General features: G+C 60.4%; 13 protein-coding genes. 7 read left to right on the top strand and 6 right to left on the bottom strand.

Annotated elements, in window-relative coordinates:
* The first annotated feature begins 113 nt into the window (after positions 1 to 113).
* Positions 114 to 851, top strand: coding sequence for a response regulator transcription factor (locus tag ACR0IM_RS12100; RefSeq protein WP_480682056.1), 738 nt, complete (start codon positions 114 to 116; stop codon positions 849 to 851).
* Positions 848 to 2,299: a sensor histidine kinase gene (locus ACR0IM_RS12095; protein WP_480682055.1), complete on the top strand. Its 1,452-nt coding sequence runs from the start codon at positions 848 to 850 to the stop codon at positions 2,297 to 2,299. The genes ACR0IM_RS12100 and ACR0IM_RS12095 overlap by 4 nt, the downstream gene beginning before the upstream one ends.
* A 5-nt stretch (positions 2,300 to 2,304) precedes the next feature.
* On the opposite strand, the gene fliP is transcribed toward ACR0IM_RS12095, so the two are convergent.
* Genes fliP through fliF form a run of 4 tightly spaced genes read right to left on the bottom strand, consistent with a single transcriptional unit; the run spans position 2,305 to position 5,501 of the window.
* A complete protein-coding gene (gene fliP / locus ACR0IM_RS12090) occupies positions 2,305 to 3,036 on the bottom strand; it encodes a flagellar type III secretion system pore protein FliP (protein WP_480641207.1) in 732 nt (243 codons plus the stop codon).
* The gene (locus ACR0IM_RS12085) at positions 3,036 to 3,323 is read right to left on the bottom strand and encodes a FliM/FliN family flagellar motor switch protein (protein WP_480592397.1); all 288 of its coding nucleotides are present in this window, start codon (positions 3,321 to 3,323) and stop codon (positions 3,036 to 3,038) included. Before ACR0IM_RS12085 ends, fliP begins: the two co-directional genes overlap by 1 nt.
* The gene (locus ACR0IM_RS12080) at positions 3,316 to 3,912 is read right to left on the bottom strand and encodes a FliH/SctL family protein (protein ID WP_480682054.1); all 597 of its coding nucleotides are present in this window, start codon (positions 3,910 to 3,912) and stop codon (positions 3,316 to 3,318) included. Before ACR0IM_RS12080 ends, ACR0IM_RS12085 begins: the two co-directional genes overlap by 8 nt.
* Positions 3,912 to 5,501, bottom strand: coding sequence for a flagellar basal-body MS-ring/collar protein FliF (gene fliF, locus ACR0IM_RS12075; RefSeq protein ID WP_480682053.1), 1,590 nt, complete (start codon positions 5,499 to 5,501; stop codon positions 3,912 to 3,914). Before fliF ends, ACR0IM_RS12080 begins: the two co-directional genes overlap by 1 nt.
* Positions 5,502 to 5,620: 119 nt before the next feature.
* Between fliF and ACR0IM_RS12070 the strand changes: the two genes are divergently transcribed.
* Genes ACR0IM_RS12070 through ACR0IM_RS12050 form a run of 5 tightly spaced genes read left to right on the top strand, consistent with a single transcriptional unit; the run spans position 5,621 to position 10,308 of the window.
* Positions 5,621 to 6,118: a flagellar basal body-associated FliL family protein gene (locus ACR0IM_RS12070; protein ID WP_480682052.1), complete on the top strand. Its 498-nt coding sequence runs from the start codon at positions 5,621 to 5,623 to the stop codon at positions 6,116 to 6,118.
* Positions 6,119 to 6,127: 9 nt separating this feature from the next.
* Positions 6,128 to 6,688, top strand: a complete 561-nt coding sequence (locus ACR0IM_RS12065) for a hypothetical protein (protein ID WP_480682051.1) — start codon at positions 6,128 to 6,130, stop codon at positions 6,686 to 6,688.
* The gene (locus ACR0IM_RS12060; RefSeq protein ID WP_480641211.1) at positions 6,685 to 7,260 is read left to right on the top strand and encodes a MotE family protein; all 576 of its coding nucleotides are present in this window, start codon (positions 6,685 to 6,687) and stop codon (positions 7,258 to 7,260) included. Before ACR0IM_RS12065 ends, ACR0IM_RS12060 begins: the two co-directional genes overlap by 4 nt.
* Positions 7,261 to 7,297: 37 nt before the next feature.
* Positions 7,298 to 8,167 carry a flagellar motor stator protein MotA gene (motA, locus tag ACR0IM_RS12055; protein ID WP_480592385.1) on the top strand — a complete coding sequence of 290 codons (870 nt, stop codon included), beginning with the start codon at positions 7,298 to 7,300 and terminating at the stop codon, positions 8,165 to 8,167.
* Positions 8,164 to 10,308, top strand: a complete 2,145-nt coding sequence (locus ACR0IM_RS12050) for a hypothetical protein (protein ID WP_480682050.1) — start codon at positions 8,164 to 8,166, stop codon at positions 10,306 to 10,308. The genes motA and ACR0IM_RS12050 overlap by 4 nt, the downstream gene beginning before the upstream one ends.
* Positions 10,309 to 10,381: 73 nt before the next feature.
* Here the strand turns inward: ACR0IM_RS12050 and ACR0IM_RS12045 are convergent, their stop codons facing one another.
* Complete coding sequence (locus tag ACR0IM_RS12045; protein WP_480682048.1) at positions 10,382 to 11,725, bottom strand: MmgE/PrpD family protein; 1,344 nt, start codon at positions 11,723 to 11,725, stop codon at positions 10,382 to 10,384.
* Positions 11,722 to 14,163 (bottom strand): GcvT family protein, encoded by a 2,442-nt coding sequence (locus tag ACR0IM_RS12040; RefSeq protein ID WP_480682047.1) that lies wholly within the window; start codon positions 14,161 to 14,163, stop codon positions 11,722 to 11,724. Before ACR0IM_RS12040 ends, ACR0IM_RS12045 begins: the two co-directional genes overlap by 4 nt.
* Positions 14,164 to 14,234 lie beyond the last annotated feature (71 nt).

The following is a 14,234-nucleotide window of genomic DNA, read 5'->3' as shown; positions in this document are numbered from 1 at the left end:
CACCGCCCAAATTTTCACCGCTTTTGTTACAGCGTGTTACGTTGACATTGAATCTGTTTCCGTTCGTTACAATGCATGGTGTCGGAGGAGCAGAAATTGGGAGGACAAGCCGCGTGAGCATTCCGCGACTTTTGGTGGTGGATGACGACCCCGAGATGCGGTCGATGATGACTCAGTTCCTGCAAAAGAACGGGTTCATTGCCCTGCCTGCCAGTTCGGAAAACGAAATCCGATCGCACCTGACCGCAGGCCGGATCGACCTGATCCTGCTGGATGTGATGCTGGGGGATGAGAACGGGGTCGAGATCTGCGCTCGCCTGCGGGCCGAGCAGGATGTGCCGATCATTCTGGTCTCGGCCCTGTCGGCTGATCATCAGCGGATGGCAGGATATGAGGTCGGCGCCGATGACTATATCGCCAAACCGTTCAATCCGCAGCTGTTGCTGGCGCGGGTTCGCGCTGTGATGCAGCGCGCGCGCCGCACGCCCTCACTGGCCTATCGCCGCCGCACGCAAAGCTTTCGCTTCAATGACTGGACTTACGACGGCAAGCGGGATGAGGTGCATTCGCCCGAGGGCTATCTGGTGCCCCTGTCGCAACGGGAAACCGCGCTTCTCAAAGTCCTGTTGGCCAACCCGCATATCCCCCTGACCCGGGATGAGATCGCCGCTGCGCTGGACGTCACCGGCAGTACGGACAAACCCGAGGCGCAGGGCCGCGCCATCGACGTGTTGGTCGGGCGGTTGCGGTCAAAGATCGAGACCAACCCGAAAGACCCGCAATTGCTGCGGACCGAACGCGGCGTCGGCTATGTTTTCGCCGCCGAAGTGTCGGTGGAAGAGGAGGCATGACAGCGCGCGCGCCGCGCCTGCGCAGCCTGGGCTGGATATGGACCGGGGCGGCTTTTGCCTCGGGCTTGTTGTCCGCAGGGTTGTGGTTTTCCTCGGCCCGCGCCTGGGATGAGTTTCTGACCCGCGCCTATGTTTCAGGCTTTGCCGTCTACGAAGAGTTACGAGTCGGAATAACTCCTCCGCCCGGAGTCACGGTTACAGCCTTGTCGCCCGAAGCGGCGCAACTGGCCGATGCAGGCCAGTTCGAGCAATTGCCCGGCCTGTCGGACCGCAGCTTTGTCACCAACCTTTCGCTCCTGACCGATAATAATACCCCTTTGGCCGGCCGCGAATTGACGCTGGCGGTGATGTCGGATCGGCTGGTCTATCCGGTCTCAGATATCCTCTCACGCATTGATCAGACCGGGGCCGAGAAGATGGGCAACCTGACCCGCCTGCTGGCCACCTATTGCAGCGAACCTATCCTGATCGCCCGGTTCGGACGCAATGACTGGCGGCAGGTGGATGGCACCGATGTCTGGGGCTGCAAGGCCGCCCCCGCCGACCTGCGCCTGCCTGCCATTCTGGCTGCGGTCGTTGCGCTGGCGGTCATCCTGACTTCGGTCGGCAATGTCTCGGATACCTTCACCCGGTTTGCAGGCGCTCTGCGCGATCGCAAGCGCCTGGGTGGACCGAACAGCTATGACGCCGATGGTCCGGCGGAACTGCGCGAGATCGTTTCGGCGGTCAACGACCATCTGGACGCCGAGCGGGCGCAGCTGGAAAAGCGCGCCACCGTTCTATCTGGCGTCAGTCACGATCTGGGTACGCCCGCCACCCGGGTTCGCCTGCGGGCAGCACTGATCCCCGATGACGAACTGCGCGAAAAGCTAGAGGCGGATGTAGACCAGATGACCGGCATGATCGAAAGCGTGCTGACGTACACCCGATCAGAACTAAGCGTTGAAGAACCGCGTCAGATTTCACTGACCGCGCTGGTCGAGTCTCTGGTTGCCGACTACCAGGACATGAACCTGCCGGTGTCATTGAGGAAAACTGCCCCGGTCGCCGTCGAGGGCGCGCCGTCGCTTTTCATGTCGCGACGCGGGCGCGGGTCGCTGCCGGAAACGCGAAGGATGCTGGTCATGGGGCGGCCGATCTCGCTGAAACGCGCATTGACCAACCTGATCGACAACGCTCTGAAATATGGCCGCCATGCGGAGGTGCAACTGGAAACAGATTCCCGCACAGCCACCATCACAGTCGAGGACAAGGGGGCCGATCTCTCCGTTTCAGATATCGAGGCGCTGATGGCCCCGTTTCGCCGCGGGTCCAATATCGGGTCCTCGGACGGGTTCGGCCTTGGCCTGACCATCGTGGCTACGATTGCCGAACAGCATGGCGGCTCTCTCAGATTCGAGACCGGGGATCAGGGCCTGCGTGCGCGGCTGCAGATCACCCGGCAATGACCGCTCTAGGTCATGTAACTGCGCACCAGTGCTCCGGCGATCAGCGACCAGCCATCCGCGATGACGAAAAACGCCAGTTTGAACGGCAGCGATACGGTCGCGGGTGGCACCATCATCATCCCCATCGACATCAGGACCGCCGCCACCACAAGATCAATGATCAAAAAAGGCAGGAAGATCAGAAATCCAATCTGAAAGGCGCGGGCAATCTCGGACAACATGAAGGACGGCATCAGGATCGACAGCGGTGCCTCGGGTGACAGCGCGATGGCGTCGCCGCCGGGGCGCAGGGCCGCCATGGAAAAAAACGTATCGGGGTCCAGCCGCGCAGCCATGAAAGCGCGGAACGGCTGGATTGCAATTTCAAGCGCCGGCTCAACCTCCATCGTTTCTTCGACCATGGGCCGGATGCCAGTGGTCCACGCCTCGGTAAACACCGGCTCCATGATGAAATAAGTCAGGAACATCGCCAGGCTGACAATCAGCATGTTGGGCGGTGATTGCTGTAACCCAATGCCCTGTCGCAGGATCGCCAGAACCGTGATCAGAAACGGAAAGCAGGTGATCATGATCGCCAACCCCGGCGCGAGACTGAGCACCGTGATCAACAGGATCAACTGGATGGTCCGCGCCGAGATCGAGCCGCCTTCGCCCAGTGACAGCGACAACTCCTGTGCCACAGCCAAGGATGGGGACAGGGTCGCAAGCGCGACAACCAGCCAAAGCAGAACCCGCATCAACCGATTCCGTTTTGCAAGTCCGCGATCTCGATCAGGCGCACCGCCAATTGCCCGGCCTGATCGCCCTCCATCTCTTCCAGCAGGCCACGGGCGACCAGTTGATCGCCGACATAGAGGTCAACCGGGTCCTCGATCCGCTTGTCCAGCGTCAGCACGGCATTCTCACCCATGTTCAACAGGTCGCGGATCAAGGGCCGCGCGCGCCCGACCGAGACTGTGACCTCGATCGGAACGGCTTCGAACGGGTTGGCTTTCTCGGGTTTCGGGGTCTGGGACTCACTCATCGTTCACTGCCTCTTTTGCCTCAAATACATATGCGTCGAATGCCCCGGCGACCGAGGCCAGCAGACCGCTGCAATCCACTTCGCGTTGAGAGGTGCCGACCTGCAATCGGGCTTGCCCGGGCTCCAATGACGGGTCCTCAATCACGCGGGTGGGCGACGACAGATCCTGCGGTAACAGGGCCTCAACCTCTGTCCCGCAACCTGTGGGCACTAAAATCTGCATCGGCTGACCGACCTGTTCGCGCGCCATGTCCGCCAGCTGTTCCACCAGCCGCGCGGCAAAGCCGCGATCCAAGGTTTCGGGCAGAACAACCTGTACCAGGCTTTGAAACATCGGCTCCAGCGACAGGGTCATCCGGGTAGCGGCCTCGTGATAGGTGAAGGACATATCCTCAAGCGATTTGGCCAATTCGGCCGAAACCTGCCCCCGGCTCTGTTCCTGCGCCTGAACCGCGTCTTCCCAACCGGCGCTGTAGCCTTGTTCAAACGCGGCCAGCCTTTGTTCTTCCAGCGCGTCCTCGTCCAAAAGGTGCAGCTCGCCACCACCGGCCTGCAGGGTGAAATCTTCAAGAAGATGGGCAATCGACATCAGACACGCTCCTCCCCTTCTTCGAGCCAGCTGCGCAGAATCTCGACAGTTTCTTCCTGTTTGTCGCCAATCATCGCGCGCAAACGGTCCACCGGATCAGCGCCCTGCTGAGCGGCCAACGCCGGAACGTCGCCAGCAGGTATCTGGCCCGGCAGCGAGGTGAATTGACCGTTCTCGTCGGTTGCAATTTCACCGGTCAGATAGGCCTCGGGCTCAGGAGTGGTCCCTGCAGGCAGCAGCGCGGGTGCCATCGCCGGTTTCGTGAGGATCGGACGGATCACGAACAGGCCGAGCACCAGCGAGACAATCGCCAGAACCGCCATCTGGATCACCGACATCACGTCGAAATGCACCTTTTGCCAGATCGAGGCCGAGGCCATCGTGCCCTGCGGCTCAACCAGCGGCAGGTCCAGCGATTTCAGGGTAATGACATCCCCGCGCGCCTCGTCGAACCCTACGGCCGAAGCCACCAGCTCTTTCAACGCGTCCATCTCGGCCTCGGGCATCGGCTCAAAGTTCTCGATCCCGGCGGCATCGACGCTTCGCGCGCCATTGACCAGAACCGCCACGGTCAGTCGCTTGATTGCACCCGGCGCATTGTGCACCTCCAACTCGGTCTCAGAGACCTCGTAATTCACCCGTTCACGGGTCTGCGTTGCGTTGGAGTTCGATTCGTCGCCTCCGGCACCGTCCCCATCCGGCAAGTTCGACGCCACGGTTACATCAGCAGACTGGTTGCGGGCACTGTCGGACCGCTCCTCGATATCGGTGCTGATGGCGACACGGCCATTGGGGTCAAAGCGGCGTTCTCGAATGGACTCGGTCTTGGTCACCGTATCGACACTGACCTCAACCACCGCATTCCCGGCACCAACGCGCGCCTCAACCAACCGCATCACCCGTTCACGCAGCTGTCTTGCCTTGTCATCTGCTGTATCAGCGGCCACGGCTGTCTCCTGTGCCCCGATCACCGCTCCGTTCGAATCGACAACGGTGACATTCTCGGGCACCAAGCCGCTGACCGCAGAAGCCACCAGAAACCGGATTGCCTTGGCCTGGTCGGAAGTTACCTGGGCACCCGACGGCACCAGATAAACCGAGGCCGTCGGCGCCACGCTGCGCTGGAACGGGTTGGTCGACCCGTTGGCAATATGAACGCGCGCCTGGCTGACATGGGGGCTGCCGACAATGGTCCGGGCCAGCTCACCTTCTTTTGCCCGCCAATAGGCGGCATCGAACATCTGCGACGTGGTACCAAAGCCGCTGAGCGAATCCAGCAGTTCATATCCCTGATTGCCATTCGCTGGCAGGCCCTCGCTGGCCAGAGTCATGCGCAGCTCATCCCGCTGCGACCCGGGCACATAGATCGAGCCGCCGCGAACTTCATACGGAACCCCGCGCTGTTCCAGCGAGCGGACGATATCCCCTGCGGCGCCACTTTCCAGCCCCGCATAGAGCAAGGTCATCGATGGCGCCGTCACCAGACGTGACATCGCAAGGACCCCAAGAAACACCAGCACAACCGCACCGGCAACGATGATTTGCTTACGCCTGTCCAAACTTGCCCAGACAGTTCCGATCTGCTGCACGCTCACCTCCGACTCGCCGACATTCTGCCCGGCTCACCTCCTGTTTGGACGATTGCCCTTAACAATCGGTTAGTCCCTGCCGGGTTATGACAATTGCAGAACGGACAAATGAGGACGTCATGACTGACGCGACTGCAGAACAGGCAGAACCCCCTGAAAAATCAGGCAAAAAAAGTCTTCTTATCGGAGTGATTCTGGCCGTGGCCGGGGCGGCAGGCGGGTATTTCCTGACCACGTCCGGAATGCTGCCTTTCGGCGGCAAACCCACGGTGGAAGAGGCCAAGGAAATGGATAAGGGCAAACCGGTCAAGGCGTTGCCACAGGTGGGTTTCATCGATCTGCCGCCGGTCATCGTTTCGGTGAACGCAGGCGATTCGCGGCACCTGAAGTTTCACGCTCAGCTTGAGGTGAACGGCGAATACGCCGCCGATGTCGAGAAGATGAAACCGCGAATCATGGACATCCTGAACGGCTATCTGCGCGCGGTCGAAGTGTCGGATCTTGAGGATTCGCTGGCCCTGATCCGCATCCGCGGACATCTGTTGCGGCGCATTGAAATTGTCGTCGGCGAGGGACGCGTGCGCGACGTCCTCGTGATGGAATTCGTATTGAACTAGGAGGCGAAATTGGAGCTGATTGCAGATATTTTGCTGGTCGCCGGCGCGCTGGGTGCGGGTCTTTATTGTTTTGTACTGTCCCGGCGGCTCAAGCGGTTCACCGATCTGGAAAAGGGCGTTGGCGGTGCGGTTGCCGTGCTGTCGACCCAAGCCGATGAACTGAAAAAGTCGCTTGGTGCGGCGCGTGAGGCGTCGGACCAGTCCGGTGAGGTTCTGAAAGAGCTGACGCAGCGGGCCGAATCGGTTGCCCAGCGCCTCGAGCTGATGATGGCATCGATGCATGACGTCGTTCCGCCCGAGGACAAGGCCGCAAATCAAGCGGAAAAGGAATCTGTCACCCCTCCGGAGGAAACAAGCGCAAAACCCGATACGGATGCTGAAGCAGTTGCGGCAGAACCGGAAGACACTACTGAGTTGAGCGAAGAGCCTGCACAGCCGGAAGACATAGTTGAGGCGGGCGATCAGCCTGCAGAGCAGGAAACCGAAACACCTGCCACAACTCCTGCCAAGCGGCCCGATGGCTTGATGTTCTTCCGACACGACCGTTCCCGGGATGAGGTCGCGACATGACCCGCAAGCCAACCGAAAGACGCCCAAAGAGCGGCGTGCTGGCAGTCATCTCGTTGCTGATGATCGGATCCGCCGCGATTCGCATTGGGTTGGAGGCTGGTCCCGCGCTGGCGAAAGGCGTCGAGCCGTCAATGCCCGAAGCCAAGCAGGCGCGGGCCGAGTTGCCGGGGGCGCAGGTTTTGCTGACTGAATTGCTGCGCCGGGAAGAGGCGCTGGAACAGCGCGAGGCAGCAGTCCTGAACAAGGAAAAGGCGCTGGCCATTGCCGATCAGGCGATCGAGACCCGCCTGGTTGCGCTGCAAGAGGCCGAAGAAGCCCTGCGCGAAACGCTCTCCATCGCCGAAAAGGCCGCCGAGACCGACCTGACGCGCCTGACGGATGTTTATCAGAACATGAAACCCAAAGACGCCGCCGCCCTGTTTGAGACGATGGATCCGAGTTTTGCCGCCGGCTTTCTGTCACGGATGCCGCCGGACGCGGCGGCGGGCGTTCTGGCCGGGCTGAGCCCTGAAGCCGCTTATACAATCAGCGTCATCATGGCTGGCCGTAACGCCGCGGCGCCGCAGGAATAGCATTTCAACCCGCACAGGACTTTGCTGGAGACCACCCATGATCGGATTAATCGGAATTGTCGTCATTTTCGCCATGGTGTTCGGCGGCTATCTGGCTGCGGGCGGCAAGATGGCCATCATCATGAAGTCGCTGCCGTTTGAGATGATGATGATCGGCGGCGCGGCTGTTGGGGCCTTTATGATCAGCAACGACATGAGCGCCGTCAAACACACGGTCAAGGACATGGGAAAAGTGTTCAAAGGCCCAAAATGGAAGCCCGAGGATTATCGCGACCTGCTGTGCCTGCTGTTTTCGCTGATCCGCATCGCCAAGGCCAACCCGGTCGAGGTTGAACAACATATCGAAGACCCAGATAACTCGACGCTGTTTTTGACCTATCCCAAGATTCAAGCCGACAAAGAAGCGGTTGATCTGATCTGCGACACGATGCGGTCCGCATCAATGAATTACGACGACCCGCATCAGGTGGAAGAAGTGCTGGAAAAGCGGATGGAGGCAAATTTTCACCACGCCATGCATTCCAGCCACGCCCTGCAGACGGTTGCCGATGGCCTGCCCGCCCTGGGCATCGTGGCAGCGGTTCTGGGGGTGATCAAGACGATGGGCTCGATCGACCAACCGCCTGAGGTATTAGGCAAACTGATCGGCGGTGCGCTGGTGGGGACCTTTCTGGGCGTGTTTCTGGCCTATGGTCTGGTCGGCCCCTTCGCGGGCAAGCTGAAAGCAGTAGTGGAGGAGGACAACCATTTCTACCAATTGATCAAAGAGGTTCTGGTCGCCAACCTGCACAACCACAATGCCGCCATGTGTATCGAGGTCGGGCGTCAGAACACACCGACCCATAACCGCCCGGACTTCACCGAGCTTGAAGAAGCGCTGAAAGAACTCAAGCAGGCAGCCGCATGACCCGGATTGTGCTGATTGTTTCCGCGCTGATGGCAGCAGCCACCGGCGCCACCGCGCGGGATGTGACCGTGCGCTCGGGCGAACATGACGGGTATACCAGACTGGTTGTCCAGGTTCCGCAAAACACCGACTGGGTCTTGAAGCAGACGAAGAACGGCGCGCGCCTAAACGTTGCGCTGGAGGATGTGGCGTTTCAGACAGGCGCGGTGTTTCAACGCCTGACCCAGAACCGCCTGGCTGCCCTTTCACAGGCTGAACCCGGTGCCCCCCTTGAGCTGGAGTTTGGCTGTGACTGTGTTGCTTCGGCCTTTCTGTTCAAAAACACGATGATTGTGGTGGACATCGCGCCGGGTACCTACCTGCCGCCGCCTACCAGCGACATTCCAACCCTGACCCTGCCCAAGGCACCCGAGGACGGCAAAACACCAGTTCGGGATCAGACTATTTCTGCGTTGGAATTGCCTTTGTTGAACCTGAACGCGAGCGGCTTCGAAGACCAGCTTGCAGCGCGTCTTTTGCAGGGTGCTGACCGCGGCATTGTCGATTTGAACATTGCTCCTGTGGGGCCACGGGCCTCTATTGGCAACCAAAGTCTGCTCATGACATCTGATGTGGAACTGAACGTTCAGGTGACCTCAATTCTGGGCGATCTGAACGGGCTTTTGGGTCCGGATGTGCCACAGCTGGAACGTCGCCCCCCCTGCGTGTCCAGCGCCGAGCTTGCCTTTGACGACTGGTCCGATGAACGCCCGTTTGCCGAACAAGCTGCGCAGCTGAGGGCGGATCTGTTTCAGGAATTCGATACCGTCGACGAGACCCGCGCGCTGAAACTGGCCAAGTTATATGCCTATTCCGGGTTCGGTTCTGAAGCCATCAGGGCGCTGGAATTGCTGGGCGAGCAGTCATTGGAAACCAAACGTATCGCCACCATTGCCCGCGTTCTGGACAATAGGCCGCTGAATGAAACGAATCCTTTTGCCGGGCTTCAGCGTTGTGCCAGCGATGCCGCCATGTGGGCGGCTCTGACCGAGGGCAACCTGCACGAAGACGCAAATCTGGCGGCAATCGAGCAGACCTTTGCGCAGCTCCCGGATCACCTGCGCCGCTTTGTCGGACCGATGCTGTCGGACATTCTGGTGGACGGGCAGAAATTGGAAGCCGCCCGGCGCGTCTTGCGCTCGGTGGACCGTGTTGAGACTCGGACCAGCGCCGACACCACGCAGGTAAAGGCAAAAGTCGCAGCGGCCGAGCAGGATACCCCCCGGGCCAAAGCCTTGCTGACCGAAGTGCTTGCGGCCCCGGACGCCACGCTTGAAGCCCCGTTTGCGCTGGCTCAGCTGGTCGACAAACGCTGGCTGGAACGCGGCGCAGTTTCACCGCAAGAGCTGGATCTGGCGGAGTCCTATACGGTCGAGTTTCGCCGATCAGATATCGGTCCGATGATGCAACAAACGCACGCGGTTGCCCTGAGCCTGGGACAAGAATTCGACGCGGCGCTGGACGTGGTGGCAGAACTGACAGAGGGTGACGCCTCCACAGAAACGCTCAACCGCGTGGTGTTTGTGCTGACTGAACGGGCCGACGATGCAACCTTTCTGCGTCGCGCCCTGAGCCTGTCGCACGTCCAGATAAAGGAGCTGACAACCAATGCGGCAATCGTCGTTGCGGACCGGCTGGCCAGGCTGGGTTTCGCCCGACAGGCGCAGGCCCTGGCGAAACGTCCTCAGGACAGGCTCAAGCGTGGGGAACGGGCCCGGTTGCGGGCGAAGGCGGCACTGCTGGCCCGGCGCCCGCATCAGGCAATGCTGGAACTGGCCGAAGATTCCACCGAAGCGGCTGTTTCACTGCGGGCCGCTGCCCTGCAAGCTGCGGGTGATTTCGCGGCGGCTGGCGAGTTGATGCGCGCCTCGGGTCACACGGATGAAGCGAACCGGTTGTTCTGGCTGGCCGATCTGACGGAGGAGGCAGAGCGGGATAGCGGGACGAGGTTCAGTCGAGTTGCGAATACAACTCGGGGCCTTTTAGCCTTACCGGCACGTATTCCAGAAAAACCATTGGCCGATGCGGAGGCCCTATTGCAGGACAGCGCGGAAACTCGACAGAGGATTACCGATCTCTTCGCGACTTTGAAGGAAGAGTGACACAGGCTCTAACACGGAAAGAAATAGGCATCAGGACATGTGCCACACGGATCTTTGGTCGGAAAGGCAAGCGTCAGGGACCAAAAACATATGGTGACAATTCGGAATATTGGGAGTTCGGGGCGACCCAGCCCAGAATGACCTTGCGGATCGCCTCGGCGCGCGACGCTCCGATAACCGGGGCCGCGAATTCCATATATTTGGCGATAACCTCATCCCGGCTGATCGGTGCCTCGGGACCGCCACGGGCGTTAATGTCTCCGGATTTCCAAACCCGCCCGTCGGTGGTTGTGATGCTGACATCCGCCCAGCGACCTTCGGGGAAACGGGCGTTGTGGCGCTTGTTCTCTGTCACTTGGATGCGCGCCATCAAATCCGCCACTTCCGGATCAGTCAGACCAGTTCCGGATATGTGTTCTACACCGATCCGTCCGTGAATGGCCTGCACAGCTACGGCAAAGGGCAGAGAATACTGAGCCTGGGACGTCGTGCCCGGCATCCCGGCATATAGGCAGGCCGCCTGATGGAAACTGTTGATCTGAATGGATTGAATCTGACCGGAGGACAGGCTGTTGTCCCGCATCACCGCCCGGACGCCATCAATCGCCGCATGCGCCCAGCGGCAGATGGGATAGGGTTTCACATATTGATGCTCGATTTGCCAGAACTGTCCCAGATCAGCCCAATGGGGGGCGGCGGCCTCGGCTTCGATTGTGATGGCGGGCGCCCCGGTAAATCCGCGCTCGGCCAGAATGGCGGCGGACATGCCAACCAGAGCGCCCCAGCCCGAACCGTCATGCAACATCGTTGGATTGGCTATCTCGCGCATCATCTGGCTGCGTGGGCCGTGGTATTCGGCAATCCCCAACGCCTGCCGCATCTGTTCGGGTGTAAAACCGCGCAACCGGGCGACCATCGCCACAACGCCTAGCGCGTTCCAAGCGCCCGAGGTGTGGTAGTCGCTGACCGAAGCGTGCAACGACAACCCGGCGCGACCGGCAATTTCATAGCCGGTGATGACGACGGCCAAAGCTTCGGGTCCGGTCAGGTCGTGGCGATGTTCGGCCAGGGCGATCAATGCAGGCAAAACCACAACCCCGATATGCCCTTTGGTGGGGTTGTACCCGTCATGCCCGTCAAGATTGTCGGTCTGGGTTGCGGCTGCATAGGCTGCTCCTGCCAAGCTGACCGGGCGACCATCGAACATCATCCGCGCGCTAAAGGCCGGATCGGAACTGGCATAAAGCAGCGCCGCCGTGTCGCGCGCGATCACCCCGGCCTCCATCGGGCCCGACGCGATCAGGATACCCATCGTGTCCAGCATCATCAGCGCCGCCGCCTCTTTGGCGCTATCAGGCATCTGGTCGGCCGGGCGGTTAAGGATAAAATCGGCAACGCGCGTGAAGGTATCGGTCACGAGGCCGCCTCCATCACCGGTTGGATGTCGCGCAACCTGTATCCTTTGGGGTCGAAGGGCGGTTCCGCAAGGATTCTGGCCCTGTGCGGCTTGCCAAGGATGAAAATCTCGACCGTATCGCCCGGACCAGCCACCTTGGGGTCTGCATATCCGATGGCCAAGGACTTATCCACAGAATAGCCGAATGCACCCGAGGTCACGCGGCCAACGGGGGTGCCGTCGGGGGTAAAGACCGGCTCACCACCTGAGGCATCCGCCAGATCGGCGTCAACCTCGAAGATCGACAGTACTTCGCGCGGCGGATTGTCCTTGATGGCCAGATAGGCTTCCTTGTGCAGGAACTCCTTGTCCAGCTTGATCAGTCCTGCCAGCCCGACCTCTTGCGGCCAGTATTCCTGAGAATACTCGCGACCCCAAGACCCGTAACCCTTTTCGATGCGCAGCGATCCCAGCGCGCGGCCGCCTACGGGGCCGCCGTTCAACGTCTTTGCAGCCTCCAAAAGCGCGGAATAGAGTCTAATTTGATCGGATTCAGCGCAGTGCAATTCCCATCCTAGATCGCCGGTAAAGCTGACGCGGATGGCCAAACAGGTGACCCCGGCGACTTCGATCGTACGGGATCGCATAAACCGGAAGCCCTCGTTGCTCAGGTCCGCATTTGTCAGTCGCTGCAACAGATCACGCGCCTTTGGCCCGGCCACGTTGAAGCCTGCAATGCGGTTGGTGACGACTTCGACAGTGGTGCCCTCCGGCAGATCGACCATGTTGAAGAAGCGCTGATGATAGCGCTCGGCCATGCCCGAGCCGATCATCATGTATTCGTCATCTGCAACCTTGGTGATGGTAAAATCACCGGCCACCCCCCCGCGGACTGAAATCAGCGGAGTCAGGCAGGACCGCCCAACCTCGGTCGGCACCCGGTTGGCGACCAGGCGGTCCAGCCAATCGTAAGCCCCCGGCCCCTTGATCTCGTAGTTGGCGAAGTTCGAGATATCGATGACGCCCACATGATCGCGCAACATCTGCACCTCGCGCCCCACCGGTTCCCACCAGTTCTGACGGGTGAAACCGTTAGTTTCCACCGCGCCGGGCTGTTCGGCGAACCACAGCGGATGCTCCCAGCCGCAGTTCAGACCAAAGACGCAGCCCATGTCTTTTTGCATCTTGTAGGCCGGGCGCACGCGGGCCGGTCGACCGGCACTGCGTTCTTCGTTCGGAAAGTGGATGGCGAAGCGGTGGGTATAGACGTCTTCGACCCGCGCCTTGGTGAAAGCCTTGTCGGCCCAGTCGCCGAACCGCGCCAGATCCCAGGCAAACATATCGTATTGCGGCTCGCCCTCGATCATCCATTGCGCTGACAACAGCCCGAGACCGCCCGATTGCGAAAAGCCGGGGATGATACCGGTGCAGCAGAAGTAGTTTTTCAACTCCGGCACCGGTCCCCAGATCGCGTTGGAATCCGGAGACCAGATCATCGGCCCGTTAATCACCCGCTTGACACCAGCGGTCGCAGCCACCGGCACGCGTTCGGTGGCGCGGATGACGTTCTCCATGATGCGATCCAGATCGTCGGGGAACAAGTCGTGGGCAAAATCCAGTGGAGTGCCGTTTTCAGCCCAGAAACGCATGTCCTTCTCATAGGCGCCAATCAGCAGACCGTTGCCTTCCTGCCTGAAGTAATACTCGCCATCCCGGTCGGCGATCGAGGGCAGACGCCGGCCCAGATTGGCGACCTCATCAATTGCTTCGGTAACAAAATACTGGTGTTCGGTCGGTTGCAATGGCAGTTCGATCCCGGCCATCGCCGCAACCTCACGCCCCCACAGGCCCCCGGCATTGACCACCCATTGCGTGTGGATATCGCCCTTTTCGGTGCGCACAAGCCACGAGCCATCGGGTTGATGTTCAGTCCCTATTACAGGGCAAAACCGCTCAATCGTTGCCCCCATTGCCCGCGCACCGGCGGCATATGCGTGGGTCACACCCGAAGGATCGACATTGCCGCCATCGGGTTCGAACATGATGCAGCGGATGTCGTCGAACTGCGCCAGCGGGTGCAATTCCATCGCCTGCTCACGGCTGACCTCATAGAAATTCAGACCGTAGAACTGCGCCTTGGCCGCTTGCAGGCGCAGCTGGTGTTCGCGATCCTCGGTCTGCGCCAGATAGAGTGAACCGGACTGGAACACGCCACAACCCTGCCCGGTTTCCTTCTCCAGCTCTTTATACAGGTTCATCGTGTAATGCTGGATGCGCGTGATGTTGTTGTTGTCGTGCAGACCGTGGATATTGGCCGCCGCGTGCCAGGTCGAGCCCGAGGTCAGTTCATCACGTTCCAGCAGAACCACGTCGGTCCAGCCGAGCTTGGCCAGATGGTATAGGATCGAGCAACCGACAAGGCCGCCTCCGATCACAACGGCCTGAGCGTGGGTTTTCATGGGCTGACCTCCTGCTTGCGGACTAAGCGCTTGTTGGAAATTCAGCCACAGGTCAGGAACAGCTTATGCTC

The organism is Ruegeria sp. BF6, from assembly GCF_056538665.1.
This window is presented reverse-complemented; position numbering and strand designations above follow the sequence as displayed.